This is a genomic window from Massilia consociata, from assembly GCF_042432755.1.
Taxonomy (GTDB): Bacteria; Pseudomonadota; Gammaproteobacteria; order Burkholderiales; family Burkholderiaceae_D; genus Telluria; species Telluria consociata.
In genome coordinates this window covers 226759-245183 of record NZ_JBHLWP010000009.1, presented here as the reverse complement: position 1 = coordinate 245183, position 18425 = coordinate 226759, and the positions used below count along the sequence as shown (strand labels likewise).

At 67.2% G+C, this 18425-nt stretch carries 14 protein-coding genes; 6 read left to right on the top strand and 8 right to left on the bottom strand.

Features of this window, described 5'->3' with window-relative positions:
• The 4 genes from thrC to ACFFJK_RS08085 form a co-directional block, all read right to left on the bottom strand.
• The gene (gene thrC / locus ACFFJK_RS08100; RefSeq protein ID WP_379678673.1) at positions 1 to 1476 is read right to left on the bottom strand and encodes a threonine synthase; all 1476 of its coding nucleotides are present in this window, start codon (positions 1474 to 1476) and stop codon (positions 1 to 3) included.
• A 214-nt stretch (positions 1477 to 1690) separates the two neighbouring features.
• Entirely contained in the window at positions 1691 to 3079 is a 1389-nt protein-coding gene (locus ACFFJK_RS08095; protein WP_379678672.1) for an L-serine ammonia-lyase, read from the bottom strand.
• Between the two features lie 140 nt (positions 3080 to 3219).
• Complete coding sequence (locus tag ACFFJK_RS08090) at positions 3220 to 4176, bottom strand: NAD-dependent epimerase/dehydratase family protein (RefSeq protein WP_379678671.1); 957 nt, start codon at positions 4174 to 4176, stop codon at positions 3220 to 3222.
• Between the two features lie 40 nt (positions 4177 to 4216).
• The gene (locus ACFFJK_RS08085) at positions 4217 to 5425 is read right to left on the bottom strand and encodes a glycine C-acetyltransferase (RefSeq protein ID WP_379678670.1); all 1209 of its coding nucleotides are present in this window, start codon (positions 5423 to 5425) and stop codon (positions 4217 to 4219) included.
• Positions 5426 to 5641: 216 nt separating this feature from the next.
• On the opposite strand from ACFFJK_RS08085, the gene ACFFJK_RS08080 reads away from it, so the two are divergent.
• Positions 5642 to 6217 (top strand): helix-turn-helix domain-containing protein, encoded by a 576-nt coding sequence (locus ACFFJK_RS08080; protein ID WP_379678669.1) that lies wholly within the window; start codon positions 5642 to 5644, stop codon positions 6215 to 6217.
• A 90-nt stretch (positions 6218 to 6307) separates the two neighbouring features.
• Here the strand turns inward: ACFFJK_RS08080 and ACFFJK_RS08075 are convergent, their stop codons facing one another.
• The 4 genes from ACFFJK_RS08075 to ACFFJK_RS08060 all read right to left on the bottom strand — a co-directional run bounded on the left by ACFFJK_RS08075 (position 6308) and on the right by ACFFJK_RS08060 (position 12323).
• Entirely contained in the window at positions 6308 to 8509 is a 2202-nt protein-coding gene (locus ACFFJK_RS08075; protein ID WP_379678668.1) for a prolyl oligopeptidase family serine peptidase, read from the bottom strand.
• Positions 8510 to 8701: 192 nt separating this feature from the next.
• Positions 8702 to 10087, bottom strand: a complete 1386-nt coding sequence (locus ACFFJK_RS08070) for a tetratricopeptide repeat protein (protein ID WP_379678667.1) — start codon at positions 10085 to 10087, stop codon at positions 8702 to 8704.
• Positions 10088 to 10353: 266 nt separating this feature from the next.
• Positions 10354 to 11004 carry a 3'-5' exonuclease gene (locus ACFFJK_RS08065; protein ID WP_379678666.1) on the bottom strand — a complete coding sequence of 217 codons (651 nt, stop codon included), beginning with the start codon at positions 11002 to 11004 and terminating at the stop codon, positions 10354 to 10356.
• Between the two features lie 53 nt (positions 11005 to 11057).
• On the bottom strand, positions 11058 to 12323 hold the full coding sequence (locus ACFFJK_RS08060; protein ID WP_379678665.1) for an Hsp70 family protein: 1266 nt from the start codon (positions 12321 to 12323) through the stop codon (positions 11058 to 11060).
• Between the two features lie 123 nt (positions 12324 to 12446).
• Between ACFFJK_RS08060 and ACFFJK_RS08055 the strand changes: the two genes are divergently transcribed.
• The 5 genes from ACFFJK_RS08055 (at position 12447) to ACFFJK_RS08035 (ending at position 18417) form a co-directional block, all read left to right on the top strand.
• Positions 12447 to 12959 carry a DUF2244 domain-containing protein gene (locus tag ACFFJK_RS08055; protein ID WP_379678664.1) on the top strand — a complete coding sequence of 171 codons (513 nt, stop codon included), beginning with the start codon at positions 12447 to 12449 and terminating at the stop codon, positions 12957 to 12959.
• Between the two features lie 165 nt (positions 12960 to 13124).
• On the top strand, positions 13125 to 14036 hold the full coding sequence (locus ACFFJK_RS08050) for an isoaspartyl peptidase/L-asparaginase (RefSeq protein WP_379678663.1): 912 nt from the start codon (positions 13125 to 13127) through the stop codon (positions 14034 to 14036).
• Entirely contained in the window at positions 14033 to 14971 is a 939-nt protein-coding gene (locus tag ACFFJK_RS08045) for a cyanophycinase (RefSeq protein WP_379678662.1), read from the top strand. The genes ACFFJK_RS08050 and ACFFJK_RS08045 overlap by 4 nt, the downstream gene beginning before the upstream one ends.
• On the top strand, positions 14968 to 17556 hold the full coding sequence (cphA, locus tag ACFFJK_RS08040; protein ID WP_379678661.1) for a cyanophycin synthetase: 2589 nt from the start codon (positions 14968 to 14970) through the stop codon (positions 17554 to 17556). The genes ACFFJK_RS08045 and cphA overlap by 4 nt, the downstream gene beginning before the upstream one ends.
• Before the next feature lie 258 nt (positions 17557 to 17814).
• Positions 17815 to 18417, top strand: a complete 603-nt coding sequence (locus ACFFJK_RS08035) for an outer membrane beta-barrel protein (RefSeq protein WP_379678660.1) — start codon at positions 17815 to 17817, stop codon at positions 18415 to 18417.
• The last annotated feature ends 8 nt before the right edge of the window (positions 18418 to 18425 follow it).

Genomic DNA, 18425 nt, shown 5'->3' with positions numbered 1-18425 from the left:
TCACAGCCCCGTGTGCCCGGCGATGTACGCCTTCATCGCGGCGACGTCCGGGCGCATCACGACAAAGCGCTGCGGCAGCGCCTCGATGTCCTCGAAGCCGGCCGGACGTTCGGCGTCCTGGCCCAGCGCTTCCAGGATGGTCTCGTTGAACTTCGCGGCCAGCGCGGTCTCCAGCACGATCATGGGCACACCGGGCCGCAGATGTTCGCGCGCGACCTTGATCCCGTCGGCCGTGTGGGTATCGATGGTGATGCCGTAGTCGTCCGCCACGTCGCGGATGGTCGCCAGGCGGTCCGCATGGGTCGATTTGCCGGATGCGAAGCCGTATTGGCCGACCAGCTTCCATTCGTCGCCATCGCTGCCCGGGCCGCCCGACAGGTCGAAGCCGCCGTGCGTGTCGACCTTGCGGAACAGCGCGTGGGTGCGCTCGGCATCGCGCCCGACCAGCTCGTACACGAAGCGCTCGAAGTTGGACGCTTTCGAGATGTCCATCGACGGGCTGCTGGTGTGGAAAGTCTCGGCCGGCTTGCGCACGCGGTAGACACCCGTGCGGAAGAACTCGTCGAGCACGTCGTTCTCGTTGGTGGCGGCTACCAGCTTGTCGATCGGCAGGCCCATCATGCGCGCGATGTGGCCGGCGCAGATGTTGCCGAAGTTCCCCGACGGGACCGTGAACGACACCTTCTGTTCGTTGCTGCTCGTGGCCGCCAGGTAGCCGCGGAAGTAGTACACCACCTGCGCCACCACGCGCGCCCAGTTGATCGAGTTGACGGTGCCGATCTTGTGGCGCGCCTTGAACGACAGGTCGTTCGACACCGCCTTGACCAGGTCCTGGCAATCGTCGAACACGCCTTCGACGGCGATGTTGAAGATGTTCGGGTCCTGCAGGCTGAACATCTGCGCGGTCTGGAAGGCGCTCATCTTACGGTGCGGCGACAGCATGAACACGCGCACGCCGCGCTTGCCGCGCATCGCGTACTCGGCGGCGCTGCCGGTGTCGCCCGAGGTGGCGCCGAAAATGTTCAGCTCGTCGTTGTTCTTCGCCAGCGCGTATTCGAACAGGTTGCCGAGCAGTTGCATCGCCATGTCCTTGAAGGCCAGCGTCGGGCCGTTCGACAGCGCCTGGAGGATGAGCTTACCCCCATCAGCGTCTTCCAGGACCCGCAGCGGAGTGATGTCGGCGCTTGACTCGTCGGCGCGCGCGTTGCGGTAGACCTGCGCCGTGTAGGTCTTCGCGCACAAGGCGCGCAGGTCTGCGTCGGGAATGTCGGTCGCAAACTTGCGCAGGATTTCATAGGCCAGTTCGGCGTAGGACAGCTTGCGCCAGGCGTCGAGCTCGGCGCCCGTCACCTGCGGGTACTCGGCCGGCAGGTACAGCCCGCCGTCCGGGGCGAGGCCCGCAAGCAGGATGTCGGAAAAACGCTGGGGATTGCGTGCTGCGGACGCGCTCGTCGCGCGGGTGGAGACGTAATGCATACGGGTAGGGATCCGGTTGGGGCCAAAGTTGAACTTTTATTATAGCGCCCGAATTGGATTGTATGCTGTGGTGCAAAAAAAGCTGGTGGCTGCCCAATAAAATTGGATCCCCGCCTGCGCGGGGATGACGCTTCTACGCATCCACAGGAAAAACCGTCGCCGGCTGCTCGAACACGTCGTTCCCGCGCAGGCGGGAACCCAAGTTGATCTTTGCTCAGCAAGCCGCGTGGTTGACGGTCACGACGTGGACGGCCAGGCCGCCCAGCGAGGTTTCCTTGTACTTGACCTGCATGTCCGCCCCGGTCTGGCGCATGGTTTCGATCACGTTGTCGAGGCTGACGAAGTGGGTGCCGTCGCCCTTCATGGCGAGCGAGGCCGCGGTGATCGCCTTGATCGCACCCATGCCGTTGCGCTCGATGCAGGGAATCTGCACCAGACCGCCGATCGGGTCGCAGGTCATGCCCAGGTGGTGCTCGATGCCGATCTCCGCCGCGTTCTCGATGCGTTCATTGGAACCGCCGAGCGCCGCCACCAGGCCGGCCGCCGCCATGGCGCAGGCCACGCCGACCTCGCCCTGGCAGCCGATCTCGGCGCCCGAGATCGAGGCATTCTTCTTGCACAGCATGCCGATCGCAGCGGAGGTGAGCAGGAAGTCGCGGATGCCCTTCGCCGGGTCGCTCGGGCGGCAGTCTTCCGCGTAGTAGCGCAACACCGCCGGGATGATGCCGGCCGCGCCGTTGGTCGGCGCCGTGACGACACGGCCGCCGGCCGCGTTCTCCTCGTTGACGGCCATCGCATACAGGGTCACGTGATGGGTCGCATCGTGCGGCAGCTCGTTGACCCGCTTGCCCTCCGTGCAGTGGGCCTGCTTCCACAGGTTCGCCGCGCGGCGCTTGACGTTCAGGCCGCCGGGCAACTGGCCCTCGGTGACCAGGCCGTGCGCGATACAGTCGCGCATCACCTGCCAGATGCGGTCCAGGCCCGCGTCCAGCTCGGCCTCGCTCATGCGCGCCAGCTCGTTCGCGCGCAGCATGTGCGGGATCGACAGGCCATGTTCCCGGCCATGGGCCAGCAGTTCGCCCATCGTGTTGAACGGGAACGGCACCGCGACGGCCGGCGCTTCGGCAGCGCGCGACTGGCTCTCGCCCGCCGCGGTGATGAAGCCGCCGCCGACCGAATAATAGATGCGCTCGATGATGCTGCCGTCGGCCAGCTTGAGCACGAACTTCATGCCGTTCGGGTGCTCGGGCAGCGTCGACTGCTTGTGCCAGACCAGGCCGGTGCGGTACTGGAACGGTACTTCTTTCTCGCCCAGCAGCCTCAAGATACCGTCCATCTCCGCCTCGGCCAGCTTGTCCTCGACCGCGTCCGGGTCGACGTGCTGCGGGGTTTCGCCCATCAGGCCGAGGATCACCGCCTTGTCGGTCGCATGGCCGACGCCGGTCAGCGCAAGGGAACCGTAGAGGTGGGCTTCGACGCCGACCGCTTCATCCAACGGGCCGCATTCGAGCAGGAAGCGGCGGGCCGCCACCATCGGGCCCACCGTGTGGGAGCTCGAAGGGCCGATACCGATCTTGAAAAGATCGAAAACACTCATGTCCATCTGTTGTCTCTGCTATTCGGTTTGTTATTGTTATATGTGACGAAAAAGATCAGGCGGCGCCAAGCGCCGCCCTGCCCCCAATGTGCGCCGAACCGATGCGCAACTGCGTGCGGCGGTGCATGCACCGCCGCATGGCCCGATCATGCGCTCACGCCGACGTCGACGTTCTTCAGCATGCTTGCCACCATCTCTTCCACGCCAATGCGCGCCTTCCAGCCCCAGTCGCCCTGCGCGCGGCTGTCGTCCAGGCTCTTCGGCCACGAGTCCGCGATCTGCTGGCGGCTGTCCGGCTGGTAGGCGATTTCGAATTCCGGCAGCGCCTTCTTGATGGCGGCGGCCAGTTCACGCGGGTTGAAGGATACGCCGGCCACGTTGTACGAGGAACGGATCGCGACCTTCTCGCCCGGGGCGTCCATCAGCTCGATGGTGGCGCGGATCGCGTCCGGCATGTAGATCATCGGCAGCGTGGTTTCCGGACCCAGGAAGCACTCGTAGGTCTCGCCCTTGAGCGCCGCGTGGAAGATGGCGATCGCGTAGTCGGTGGTACCGCCGCCCGGAGGCGACTTGAAGCTGATGATACCCGGATAGCGGATGCTACGCACGTCCACGCCGTACTTGCTGTGGTAGTACTCGCACAGGCGCTCGCCGGCCAGCTTGCTGATGCCGTAGATCGTGGTCGGATCCATGATCGTGTACTGCGGGGTGGACTCGGCCGGGGTATTCGGACCGAAGGCCGCGATCGACGAGGGCCAGAACACCTTCAGCGGCTTGCCGGCTTCGCCCCGCTCGCGCGCGACTTCCAGGATGTTCAGCAACCCGTCCATGTTCAGCGTCCATGCCTTCAACGGCGCCTTTTCGCCGGTGGCCGACAGCAGGGCCGCCAATTGGTACACCTGGGTGATCCCCTCGCTGTCGATCAGCCCGGCCAGGCGCTCCCTGTCGAGCACGTCGAGGCGGGTGTAGCGCGCGGCGCCGTAGACATTGTCCGCGCCGATGTCCGAGGCGATCACGTTGTCCTGGCCGTGCTGTTCCGCCAGGGCGGTGACCAGTTCGCTGCCGATCTGGCCGTTGGCGCCGATGATGAGGATCCGTTCCATGTGTATTCCGTTCTCGTGCGTTGTTCGTTGTTATATGTCTTTACTGGGCGCTCTTCAGGATGCCCAGCTCGCGGCCGGCCTGTTCGAAGGCTTTCAGGACGGTGTCGAGCTGCTCGCGGGTGTGCGCGGCCGACAGCTGCACGCGCACGCGCGCCTGGCCCATCGGCACCACCGGGTAGAAGAAGCCCGACAGCAGCACGCCCAGCTCGAACATGCGCGCCGCGAATTTCTGCGCGACCGGCGCATCGAACAGCATCACCGGCACCACCGGGTGCGTGCCCGGCTTGATGGTGAAGCCGATACGTTCGATCTCCTGGCGGAAGTAGGCGGTGTTCTCCATCAGGCGGTCGCGCAGCTCGGTCGACTTCGAGATCCGGTCGAGCACCGCCAGACTGGCGCCGGCGATCATCGGGGCCAGGGTGTTCGAGAACAGGTAAGGACGCGACTTCTGGCGCAGGGTCTCGATGACTTCGCGGCGGCCCGAGGTGAAGCCGCCCATGGCGCCGCCCAGGGCCTTGCCCAGGGTGCCGGTGATGATGTCGATTCTACCCATCACACCGCAGTGCTCGTGGGTGCCGCGCCCTAGCTTGCCCATGAAACCGGACGCATGCGATTCGTCGATCATGGTCAGGGCGTCGTACTTCTCGGCCAGCGCGACGATCTTGTCCAGCTGGGCGATGGTGCCGTCCATCGAGAACACGCCGTCGGTGACGATGATCTTGTGGCGCTTGCCCGCTTCCGTTGCTGCGACCAGCTGCTTTTCCAGGTCGGCCATGTCGTTGTTGGCGTAGCGGTAGCGCGCGGCCTTGCACAGGCGCACGCCGTCGATGATCGAGGCGTGGTTCAGGGCGTCCGAGATGATGGCGTCGTTCTCGTCGAACAGCGGCTCGAACACGCCGCCGTTGGCGTCGAACGCGGCGGCGTACAGGATGGTATCTTCGGTACCCAGGAATTCGGACAGCTTGCGCTCGAGTTCCTTGTGCACGGTCTGGGTGCCGCAGATGAAGCGCACCGAGGACAGGCCGTAGCCATACTTCTCGAGCGCCGCGGCGGCGGCCTTCGAGGTCTCGACATCGCCGGACAGGCCCAGGTAGTTGTTGGCGCACATGTTGATGAGCGTGCGGCCGTCGTCGGACACCACCTCCGAACCCTGGCGCGAGGCGATGACGCGCTCCGGCTTGAACAGGCCGTCCTGGCGCAGCGTCTCGAGTTTCGATTGCAGGCCGCTATAGAATGCTTGGTCGCTCATTGTTCCTACTCCCTGGAAGATCGGCTTGAAAATCGCCGGCTTGACCGGCGCTTGGCGAATGTCGTATCGTTGGACTCGTTCGATTCATAAAACCGAGTTCTTTATCTCGAACGAAAATTCAATATATTGAATCTTACGCCCAGCTAATGAACTTGGCAAGCGGCAGGCCGCGATGGGACGACGAATGCCGCGACAAATATAGCGACGAATACAGCAATGACCAAAACTTTAACAAATAACGCCCCGCCGGAAGTTGGCGCCACGCTACAGCGCTTGCGCCTCGCCCGTGGCCTCACCCTGGAGGACCTGTCCCGCATCGCAGGGGTGTCGAAGTCGATGCTGTCGCAGATCGAGCGCGAAAAGGCCAACCCGACCATCGCCATCACCTGGCGGCTGGCCAATGCGCTGGGCGTGGAGATCGGAGAACTGCTGTCGTCCGAAGTGCGGGCGGTGGACCTGATCCGGGTGGTGGACGCGCACGAGACCCCCACCCTGCCCGGCGCCCACGCCGGCTACTCCCTGCGCATCCTGGGGCCGATGGACCTGGCCGGCAAGTACGAATGGTACGAACTGACGCTGGCGCCAGGCGGCGAACTGAAGTCGCAGGCCCATGATCCGGGGACCAGCGAGCACCTGACCGTCCTTAGCGGGGCGGTCGAACTGGAAGTGGGGGCGGAGAAGAAGAAGATCAAGCATGGCGGGACGGCGCGATATCCGGCCGATCATGACCATGTGATCAGGAATGCGGGGAAGACCGAGGCAAAGGCGCTGCTGGTGGTGGTGCAGCGCTGATCCTGCGGTTCACCGAATACTCCGTATTGAAGCAACAACGGCCGCCCGATCACCCGGGCGGCCGCCTGCTTTTCAGCTCGGCACGACGGCTTAGTGACCTTGGTGGCCCTGGTGGCTGCCACCCGCCGCCTTCGGCGCCTCGCCCACATTCAGCTCGCGCACCAGGAAGCCCCAGCGGTCCGCCACTTCCTCGATCTGCTTGGTGGTCGGCTTGCCCGCGCCGTGGCCGGCCTTGGTCTCGATGCGGATCAGGATCGGGGCCGGGCCCGCCTGCGCGGCCTGGGCCGCCGCGGCGTACTTGAAGCTGTGCGCCGGCACCACGCGGTCGTCGTGGTCGGCGGTGGTCACCATGGTGGCCGGGTAGCAGGTGCCGGCTTTCAGGTTATGCAGCGGCGAGTACTTGACCAGGGCCTTGAACTCTTCCGGGTTCTCCGACGAGCCGTAGTCCGAGGTCCAGGCCCAGCCGATCGTGAACTTGTGGAAGCGCAGCATGTCCAGCACGCCCACCGCGGGAATCGCCGCGCCGAACAGGTCCGGACGCTGGGTCATGGCCGCGCCCACGAGCAGCCCGCCGTTGGAGCCGCCGCCGATTGCCAGCTTCTTCGGCGAGGTCACCTTGTTGGCGACCAGCCATTCGGCCGCGCCGATGAAGTCGTCGAACACATTCTGCTTCTGCAGCTTGGTGCCGGCCTGGTGCCAGGCTTCGCCGTATTCGCCGCCGCCACGCAGGTTGGCCACCACGTACACGCCGCCCATCTCCATCCAGGCCAGGTTGGCCGGCGAGAAGGCCGGGGTCATGGAGATGTTGAAGCCGCCGTAGCCGTACAGGTAGGTCGGGTTCTGGCCGTCCAGCGTCAAGCCCTTCTTCGACACGATGAACATCGGGACCTTGGTGCCGTCCTTGCTGGTGTAGAACTGCTGGCGGGTCTCGTAGTCCGCCGGGTCGAAGGCGACCTTCGGCTGGCGGAACACGGTGCTCTGGCCGGTCTTCAGGTTCAGGCGGTAGATCGTGGTCGGGGTGGTGAAGCCGGTGAACGAGTAGAAGGTCTCGCTATCGCCGCGCTTGCCCGACAACCCGCCCACCGAGCCGATGCCGGGCAGCGCGACCTCGCGCACCTGCTTGCCCTTGAGGTCATGGATGCGCACCACGCTGCGTGCATCCTTCAGGTACTTGAGCACCAGCTGGTTGTTGATGATGTCTGCGCCGGCCAGGGTGTCGGCGTTCTCGGCGACGATCTCCTTCCAGTTGCTTTCCTGCGGCTTGCTCACGTCGATCGCGACGATGCGCTTCTTCGGGGCGTTGCGGTCGGTGCTGAAGTAGAACACGCTGCCGACGTTGTCGATGAAGTCGTAGCCGGCATCGAAGTTGTCGATCAGGTCCACCACCTTCGAATCCGGCTTGCTCAGGTCCTTGTACGAGATGCGGTACTTCGGCGCGGTGCCCTTCGTCGTGGTGATGACAAGATAGCGTCCATCGTCGGTGGTATGCCCGCCGAAGCCCCATTCCTTCTGGTCCGGACGGTCGTAGACCAGGATGTCGGCGTTCTGCGGGGTGCCGATGCGGTGGTAGTAGAGCTTCTGGAAGTAGTTGACGTCGGCCAGCTTGGTCGCTTCCTTCGGCTCGTCGTAGCGGCTGTAGAAGAAGCCCTTGCCGTCCTTGGTCCAGGCGGTGCTGGAGAACTTGACCCACTTGACGTGGTCCTCGAGGTCCTTGCCGGTCTCGATGTCGCGCACCCGGATCTCGTTCCAGTCCGAGCCGGAAGCCGCGGTGCTGTAGGCCAGCAGCTTGCCGTCCGGGCTGACGGCCAGGCCCGCCAGGGCCACGGTACCGTCGCTGGACATGGTGTTCGGGTCGAGCAGAACGCGAGGGGTATCGGTCAGGCTCTTCTGGGTGTACAGGACCGACTGGTTCTGCAGGCCGTCGTTGCGGGAATAGAAGTAGCGGCCGCCTTCCTTGCCCGGCACGCTGTAGCGCTCGTAGTTCCACAGCTGGGTCAGGCGCTCGCGGATCGCCGCGCGCTGCGGAATCTGCGCCAGATAGGCCTGGGTCACCTTGTTCTGGGCGGTCACCCATTCCTTGGTCTCGGCGCTGTTGGCGTCTTCGAGCCAGCGGTAGGGATCGGCCACCACGGTGCCATGGTAGTTGTCGGTCTGGTCGACCTTCTTCGAGACCGGGTAGGTCAGGGAAGGGCCAGTGCTGGCACCCGGTGCGGGGCAGCTTTGTGCGAGCGCCGTGTTGGCGCCGAAGGCCGCGGCCAGCAGGGCGACGAGCGTTGCGTGTCTCAGGGTCATGTTGTTCTCGATCGATGCAGATTCATGGATTCGTCATGGGAACGGCTTGCGCCGCCGGCCATGATAACGCGAATCGTCGAGCCAGCAAATGCAGCGATCGCCCGTCAATACGAGGCGGGAGGTGGGCGCTACCCGCCCGGCATGAAGGACGCGCAGACAAGGACAGCGGCGCGCCCTTGATCCTCCTGCCCCTCACGCGCCGGGCGCGTGCCGGCGCTGGCGCCGCGCCACCTGCACCCGGGTGGCCAGGGCACGCGCCCACGGGCTGCCGCTCGTGCCCAGCTTGCCGAAGCCGGGGCGGCGCGGGCGGCGGCCGTCGTGGGCCTTGCCTGCCGCCAGCAGCATCCACATGTAGGCCCGCAGCGGATCGCGCTCGGTGCCCCGGCCGCTGTTGACCATGGCGCCCAGGTTGAACTGGGCCAGCGCGTGCCCCTGCTCCGCCGCCTGCCGGTACCAGTAGGTGGCGAGCGTGTCGTCATGCGGCACGCCCTGCCCGTTCGCGTACAGTACCCCGAGGTTGTTCTGCGCGCTGGCATCGCCCTGCTGCGCAGCGCGCCGGTACCACTCGGCGGCGCGCGCCTCGTCGCGCGGCACGCCGTCGCCTTTGGCATACATGACGCCAAGGCTGAACTGGGCATTGGCCGCGCCCTGCTCGGCGGCGCGCAGGAACCACTCCATGGCGCGCGCCGGCTCGCGCGCCGCGCCGCGTCCGCTGGCCACCATCGTGCCCGCCCAGTACTGTGCCTGAGCGTGGCCGCGCTCGGCGGCGCGCAGGAACCAGGATAGCGCGCGCTCGTCGTCCCCCGAGCCGTGCCCGGCCGCCAGCAGCGTCCCCAGGGCATACTGGGCGTCGGTATCGTCCTGCAAGGCCGCCCGCTCGAGCCAGGCGATGGCGCGTTCCGGATCGGCCCGGACGCCCTTGCCCTGGGCATAGGCCAAGCCCAGGTAGCGCTGCGCCACCGGGTTGCCCTGCGCCGCCGCTTCGCGGAACCAGCACAGCGCCTGCACGTCGTCGGCTTCGACCCCGTCGCCGCGGCGGTACATGAGCGCCAGGTTGAGCTGGGCCAGCGCCTGCCCCTGGCGCGCGGCCTTGCGGAACCAGGCCATCGCCAGCGGGAAGCTGACCGGCACGCCGAGTCCCTGCAGGTAGCATTCGCCGAGCAGGTTCTGTGCGCTCGCGAGCCCCTGCTCGGCGGCGCGGTAGAACCAGCCGAAGGCCACTTCGTGCGACTGCGGCACGCCGCGCCCCTTGCGGTAGAGCTGCCCGAGGTTCTGCTGGGCGGCCGGGTCTCCCTGTGCGGCGGCGCGCTGGAACCACCAGGCTGCCATTTCGTCACTGCGCCGGGTGCCGCGGCCATTGCAGTACATGGCGCCCAGGTGGTTCTGGGCTGCCGCCAGCCCCTGCTGGGCGGCGAGCTGCATCCACTTGAGTGCGGCCGCGTCGTTGCGCTCGACCGCGTCGCCCTGCTTGTACAGCAGGCCGAGGTTGTACTGGGCGTAGGCATTGCCGCGCACGGCGGCGGGATGGAACCACAGGAAGACCTCGTAACCCTCGCGGGCAGCGTTCTGGCGACTCATCCGTTCCCCCTTGCGACACGCTCGGCAGCGTCCGGCAACGCGAGGCGAAGAACGCCCCGCCGTTGTAAAAATTTTAAGTTAGTGCTGCGTACGTGGTTTGCGTCGGAACAATCGTGTCCTTCGCGCCGGGGGCCGTGGGCGGCCCATTGTGGGTTTATGGCGACGTCGTCGGCGGGGACGAACCGGGGGCATGAACGAGGAAGGCGGGGATGCCGGCCAAGGGCAGCAAGCGGTCGACCGTCAGATGCGCGCCGCGCGGGGCGCTCTCAGGCGCAGGCGCGCCGTTCCCGCGCCACGCTGGCGTACTTGTCCAGGAAAACCGGCACCTTGGCCGCCGCCAGCTTGTTCACCGAGACCAGCAGGTCCGGCGCGACCTGCTCCAGGCCGTGCGTGCGGCCGAGGTGGCGCGCGGCGTGCAGCAGCACTTCGGCGGCCACCTCGGCGTCGGCCTCGGCGCGGTGGGCGGTGCCGCGGAAGGCGATGCCCAGCCGGCTCGACAGGTTCCCGAGCTTGTAGCTGGGCAGGCCCGGGAACAGGCGGCGCGACAGCTTAAGCGAACATACCAGGCCGCCGTGCGCGGTGGGACGGCCGATGCGCCAGCCTTCGGCCTTCAGGAACTTCTCGTCGAAGCTCGCATTGTGGGCCGACAGCGTGTCGCCGCCGATGAAGTCGAGCAGCTCGGGCACGACCCGGCCCGCCGGCGGCGCCGAATCGACCATCTCCTGGGTGATGCCGGTGAGCTGGGTGATGAAGGACGGGATGCGCACGCCGCAGTTCACCAGCGAGACGTAGCGCTCGCGGATCTCGCCGCCCACGATGCGCAGGGCGGCGACTTCGGTAATGCGGTCGCCGGCTTCGGGCGACAGGCCGGTGGTCTCGAAGTCGAGCATCACGATCGGGCGTTCAAACACACTCATGGGGATGGAATCCTTACAGTCGCACTAAATTGGTACTACGTTACCCGGATGTTCTATCCGAACTTGCGCAGCGCATCCAGTGCCAGGCCGGCGCCGATGCTGCCGAACAGGTCGCCCTCGACCTTGCGCGCCCCCGGGACCAGCGCCGCGATGCGCTCGCGCAGCAATGATACTCCGCTCGAGCCGCCGGTAAAGAACACCGTGTCGACCGCCTCCGGCGCCACGCCGGCTTCCGAGAACAGCCGGGATACGGTGGCGCCCACGCTGTCCACCAGCTGCGCGATGGCGGCCTCGAACTGGAGGCGCTCGACCACCAGCGATTCCGGCGGACTGAGGCGGTCGAGCTCCAGCGTCACGCTCGGGCTGGACGACAGGCCGATCTTGGCAGCCTCCACCTGGATGGCGAGCCAGTGCCCGGCGCGTTCGTCGATCAGCTTCTGCAGGCGGGCCAGCTTGGCCGGTTCCTGCGCGTCGCGCACCAGGTCCGCCAGCTGCGCGCTGCTCTTGCGCGTATAGGCCTGGTTGATGGTATGCCAGGTGGCGAGGTTGAAGTAGTAGCTCGACGGGATGGCGGCGCCGGAGCGCATGCTGCTGCCGTAGCCGAGCAGCGGCATCACGCTTGCCAGGCTCAGGTACTTGTCGAAGTCGGTGCCGCCGATGTGCACGCCGCCGTTGGCGAGGATGTCGTCGCGGCGCTCGACGCGCTTGCTGCGCGTGGGGCCGAGGCGCACCAGCGAGAAGTCCGAGGTGCCGCCGCCGATGTCGGCGATCAGGACCAGCTCTTCGCGGTCGATCTGCGACTCGTAGTCGAAGGCGGCCGCGATCGGCTCGTACTGGAAGCCGATCTCGCGAAAGCCCACCGAACGCGCGACTTCCTCGAGCGTGTCCTGGGCGCGGCGGTCGGCCTCGGGGTCGTCGTCGATGAAGAAGACCGGCCGGCCGAACACGGCGCTGCCGAATTCGCGCCCCGCCTGGCGCTCGGCGCGGCGCTTGACCTCGCCGATGAACTGGGCCAGCAGCGCCTTGAGCGGCAGCGCCCGCCCGGCGACCTCGGTCTGGCCGTCGATCAGGCTGGTGCCGAGCAGGCTCTTGAGCGAGCGCATCAGGCGGCCTTCGTAGCCTTCCAGGTACTCGGCCAGCGCGGCGCGGCCGTACGTCACCTGCTCGTCGTCGGCATTGAAGAACACGACCGACGGCAGGGTCGCCTTGCCGTCCTCGAGCGCCAGCAGCGATTGCGCGCCGGGACGGAAACTGTCGCCGGCGAGCCAGCCGACGGTGGAATTGGACGTGCCGAAGTCAAGGCCGCAAGCGAGCGCCATAAAAACCTTTTTCCTGGAGGGGGCGGTATGGTAACAGATAACGGACGGCATGAAGCGGCCGGGCGGCCCCTTTTCTCGGGTTGTGGCAAACTCGCAAACATCGGCATCCGCGACCGAACGACCATGGACGGCCACCCCGACACCGGCACTCCCGCACTCGAATGGCTCATGAAGCGCAACTGCTCGCTGACGCCGCGCCAGGCGCTGGGCGTGTATGCCCTGCTGTGCGCGGCCACGCTCGGCATAGCGCTCGTGTTCACGCTGCGCGGCGCGTGGATGGTGCTGGCCTTCGCCCTGGTCGAGACCGCGGCGGTCGGCGCCGCCCTGCTCCACTACAGCCGCCACGCGCTCGACCACGAGCGCATCCGGCTGGCCGACGGCCGCCTGACGGTCGAGCATGCGGACGGCGCGCGGCATTCGGCGGTGTGCCTCGACCCCTGCCATGCCCGGGTCAGCCTGCCCGGCGCCGGCATGCGCACCCTGGTCGTGATCGAAGCACGCGGCGTGCGCGTCGAAACCGGACGGTATCTCACGCCCGCGGCGCGGCTCGACCTGGTGCGCTCGCTGCGCGACGCGCTGCGCGGCGCCTCGCTCCTGTACCCGTCCGCTGCGCGCCGCGGCCCCTCCCTGTCATGATCGCCTTCACAGCCGCGATCATCGCCCTGTAAGTCAGCTCTTACACAAGCACGGCAACACTACCGATATGGTATGCGCGTCCCTATCCGGATAATGCGGTTCTTGACTGCGTGACAATCATTGTTACACACATTGCAACGCACAATAACAAGGACCAGCAAGCACATGAGCAATTCCCAACAGGCAGGCGCCGTTGTCGTCCACGGCGGCGCAGGTGCATCCTGCGACCACGAAGACGGCTGCGTGCAGGCTGCGCGCCGCGCCCTGGCGCAGCTTGAAGTCAACGGCGACGCGCTCGACGCGGCCATCGTTGCCGTCACCACGCTCGAGGACGACGGCCGCTTCAACGCCGGCAGCGGCTCGACGCTCGGCCTGGATGGCGAAACCATCGAAATGGATGCGTCGATCATGGACACCCGCGGCCGCCTCGGCGCGGTGGCCTGCGTGCGCGACGTGAAGAACCCCGTGAAGCTGGCGCGCGCCGTCGCCGACACGCCGCACGTCATGCTGGCCGGCGAAGGGGCGCAGCGTTTTGCCCGCACCATCGGCATGCCGGGAGGCGCGCCGATCTCGGAACGCCAGCGCGCCGACCACCGCCAGCTGATGTCGGAACTGGCCGGTTCCGTGCCGGCGATGCCCGGCATCGACAACCGCCTGTTCGACCGCTTCTGGAACTACAAGACCCCGCTGCAACTGCCCAAGTCGAGCGCGTGCGACACGGTCGGCGCGGTGGTGCGCGGCCCGGACGGCCACTTCGCCGTGGCCTGCTCCACCGGCGGCTCGGCTCCCTGCCTGCTGGGCCGCGTCGGCGACAGTCCGATCATCGGCAGCGGCTTCTATGCCGGGCCGGAAGGCGCGATCGCGGCGACCGGCATCGGCGAGCACATCATCCGCCACCTGCTGGCGCGCACCGTCTACGGCTGGATCGAGGACGGCATGCCGCTCGAGCAGGCACTGCAGCGCGGCATCGACCTGTTCGACAAGGAAGTCGACATCGGCCTGATCGCGGTGACCCGCACCGAAGCCTTCGCCCTGTCCAACCAGGGCATGCCCTATTCGAAGATGACACAGCGATGAACGATCCGATGAACGAAACGATGAGCGCCGCCATGAGCAACGCCGTGCGCGAAGAAACCCGCGACAAGCCGCCTTGCAAGGATGGCCACCTGGTCATCATCGGCGGCGGCGAGGACCGCAAGCACGACATGGAGATCCTGACCCGCTTCGTGGAACTGGCCGGCGGCGCCGACGCCAACATCGTCGTGATCACGGCCGCCAGCCAGATCGCCGACGAGATGTGGGACGTCTACGACAAGGCCTTCGGCACGCTCGGCGTGGAGAACCGCCGCCACCTGATGATCAACAGCCGCCAGGACGCCAACAGCGAGCAATTCGTGCGCCAGGTGGACGAGGCGACCGGCATCTTCATGACCGGAGGCGACCAGAAGCGCCTGCTGGCCCTGATCGGCGGCAGCGCGCTCGACGCCGCCATGCACGTCGCCCTCAAGCGGCGCGGCGCCACCATCGGCGGCACCAGCGCCGGCGCCTCGGCCATGTCCGGCCACATGCTGGCCCAGGGCCGCGCCGAGATCCTGCCCGAGAAAGGCTCGGTCAGCCTCGGCGCCGGCCTCGGTTTCCTGCACCGCGTGGTCATCGACCAGCATTTCTCGGAACGCCAGCGCCTGTCGCGCCTGCTCACCGTGGTGGCCCAGAACCCGTACCTGCAGGGGATCGGCATCGACGAGGACACGGCGCTGGTGGTCGCGATGGGCGAAGGCATCGAGGTGCTGGGCGCCGGCGCCGTCACCATCGTCGACGGCCGCACCATGATCACCAACGTGGCCGACATCAAGGACCACACGACACCGGAACTGATCGACGTGCGCCTGCACCTGCTCCCGGCCGGCAGCAGCTACCGGTTGCCCAAACGCGAAACGGAGCCCGGCAAGGGCCTGCCGCCGCCGCTGCTCGATTTTTTGGAAAACGTAACGAAACGGAATCCCATTTCATGAAAATCAAGGAAAAACGCCTGCTGCGCGGCCCCAACCTGTATGCCGCCAGCCCCTGCCTGATGGCCGTGATCGATGACGGCGCCACCAAGTCTCCGGGTTTTGCCGCGCGCCTGTTCGCCCTGCTGCCGCAGCTGCCGCCGGATGCCGCCGTGCGCCTGGCCGACGACGCCCTGCTCGTCGAAGCACTGGAACCGGTCGTGATGGAATTGCAGCGCCTGGCGGGCGCGCCCGGCAGCTTCGGCACCACGCGGGCAGTGCCCGGCGCCGCCCGCAGCCGCCGTGTCGTGTGCGGCTACACGACCGAACAGGTGGCGGACCAGGCCCTGCGCACCGGCATCGCCCTGATCCATGCCGTTGCCGAAGACCGCCCGTTCGATATCGACACCGCACTGGCCGAACTGAAGGCGACCGCCGAGGACTACGCCATCGGCACCAGCACCGGCGCGGTGGTGCAGGCGGCGCTGCGGCGCGGGATTCCGGCCCTGCGCCTGACCGACGAGGCCAACCTGTTCCAGCTCGGCTGGGGCAGTCGCCAGAAGCGCCTGCAGGCCACCATCACCGGCGCCACCAATTCGATCGCGGTCGGCATCGCCAGCGACAAGCAGTTGACCAAGGCCCTGCTGGAGGCGGCCGGCGTGCCGGTGCCCGGCGGCGCCACCGTCACCCAGGAAGCCGACGCCCTGCGTGTGGCGCGCCGCTTCGACGGTCCGGCCACGGTCAAGCCGCTCGACGGCAACCAGGGCAAGGGCGTGACCACCAACTGCGCCACGCCCGAAGAAGTGGCCCGTGCGTTCGCCCATGCCCGCAAGTACGGCCGCCGCGTCATCGTCGAGGAACACCTCCACGGTCGCGACTATCGCGTGCTGGTGACCGGCCGCAAGATCGCCGCGGCCTCGTGGCGCCGCCCGCCCGGCGTCACGGGCGACGGCCGCTCGACGATCCGTGAACTGGTCGAGATCGAGAACCGCAACCCGGCGCGCGGCGAAGGCCACACCAACATCCTGACGAGAATCCCGATGGACGCGCTGGCCGAGGAAACCCTGGCCAAGCAGGGCTACGGCTTCGACACCGTGCTCGAGGCCGGCGTCAGCGCCGACCTGCGCGGTAACGCCAACCTGTCCACCGGCGGTACCGCCGAGGACGTGACCGACCTGCTGCCGGAAGAGACCCGCGACATCTGCGTCCGCGCCGCCCGCACCATCGGCCTGGACGTGGCCGGCATCGACATCGTATGCCAGGACATCTCGAAGCCGCTGCGCGAGCAGAAAGGCGGCATCATCGAAGTCAATGCCGCGCCCGGCATCCGCATGCACCAGTACCCGAGCCGCGGCACCCCGCGCGACGCCGGCGCGGCCATCGTCGACGCCCTCTTCGGCGATTGCGACGGCCGCATCCCGACCGTGGCCATCACCGGCACCAACGGCAAGACCACCACCGCGCTCCTGACCGCGCACACCACGCGCCTGGCGGGCCTGCGCACCGGCGTGACCACCACCGAAGGCGTGTACGTGGACGGCGTGCCGACCATGAAGGGCGACTGCACCGGCTACCACTCGGCGCGCAGCATCCTGGCGGACCCGGGCGTGGACTTCGCGGTGCTCGAGACGGCCCGTGGCGGGATCCTCAAGCGCGGCCTGGCCTATGACCGCGTCGACGTGTCGGTCGTGCTGAACGTGTCGAGCGACCACCTGGGCCTGGACGGCATCGAGACGCTGGACGACCTGGCCAGGGTGAAGGCCGTGGTGGCAAGGCAGGCCTCGCGCGCCGTGGTGCTCAATGCCGAGGATGACTATTGCGTCGCCATGGCCGACGAGCTGCGCGACGGCGTCGAGATCCTGTACTTCTCGCTCGACGCCGACAACCCGGTCCTGCTGCGCCACCTGGAAAACGGCGGACGCGCGGTGTACCTGCAGGACAGCACCCTGGTGCTGGCCAACGGCGCGCGCCACGAGGCACTGCTCGATGCCCGCGAGATGCCGGTCTCGCTCGGCGGCGCGGCGCGCTACAACATCGCCAACGCCCTCGCGGCCGCGGCCGCCCTGACCGCAAGCGGCTTCGGCAACGCCGAGATCGCCGACGGCTTGCGCACCTTCGTGTCGGACAGCAAGCACAATCCGCTGCGCTCGAACGTGTTCGACGTCGAGGGCGTGACCGTGATCGTCGACTACGCCCACAACTGCGCCGCCTACGCCGCATTGGCCGACAGCGCGCGGGCGATGACGGCCGGCCGGGTGGTCGGGGTGGTGGCGGCGCCGGGCGACCGCCGCGACGCCGACCTGATCGATATCGGACGCACCTGCGCGGCCGGCTTCGACGAGCTGGTCATCTACGAAACCGAGAACCGCGGGCGGGCGGACGGCGAAACCTCCTCGCTGCTGGTGCGCGGCGCGCGCCTGGGCAAGGTGGCCGACGATGCCCTGTCCGTGGTGCTCGAGTCGAGGGAGGCGATCCGCCACGGCCTGTCCTTGTGCCAGCCGGGCGATGTGCTGGTATTCGGCTGCGGCTCCTCGATCTCGGAGCTCACCGAGGCGCTGCGCCCGACCAAGCCGGAACTGGCGCGCCGGATCGAGGCGGAAGCGATCTGATTCCTTGCCTTGCGCGGCAGGACCCAAAGGCCCCCACGGGGGCTTTTGTCGTATGTGCGCCGGAGGAACCATTAGCTGATCCGATATATGCATATCGATCTATCGGCATAGCTTCTTGCATTTGCTTACATTTATTACCGCTTCCTTAATTCTTCAGTAAGTCTTGCCTGCTATCTTTCCACGTCGCAATCGGCATTCCGATCTGCAACACAAGCCACACGATCTGCGAACAATAACGAGATGACGGAAGGAAGACACATGAGGAAGCTGTTCGCCGCGCGCATCCCTGCCGGAGTCCGCCGTGCGGGCCTTCTTGCAGCGGCAGCATTTGCCTGCGCCGGCGCTGCCCAGGCCGAACCGATCAGGTTCGAGGCCACCCCGACCACGCCGCAACTGTACGCCGGCGTCGGCGCGTCGGTGATCGACCAGGTGGTCGGCAAGAGCAGGGTACACCCCAAGCTCCTGGCGGGCTACGAGTTCGGGAACGGTTTCGGTGTGGAAGGCGGCTACGTCAGGCAGCGCAAGCAGCACCTGATCCGTCCCGGCACGGCAGGCGGCTCAGCGGGCTTTGCGGACGGTTACGGGGGCTTCGGCATGTACGTGGCCGTCAAGCATATCCTGCCCCTGACCGGGCAACTGTCGGCCTTCGCCAAGCTCGGCGTCTCGCACAATGTGCGCAAGTACCACAACTGGGCAGGGACGGACAAGGCGACCGATACCGGCGCCTATGGCGCGTTCGGGTTGCAGTATTCGGTGACGCAGAAGGTCGCCGTCACCGCCGAGTACGAGCGCTACGGGAAGGACAAGGAGCGCGGCGCCAAGGCGGACGCGGTAACGGTCGGCGTGAAAGTGGCGTTCTGACCGGCCCA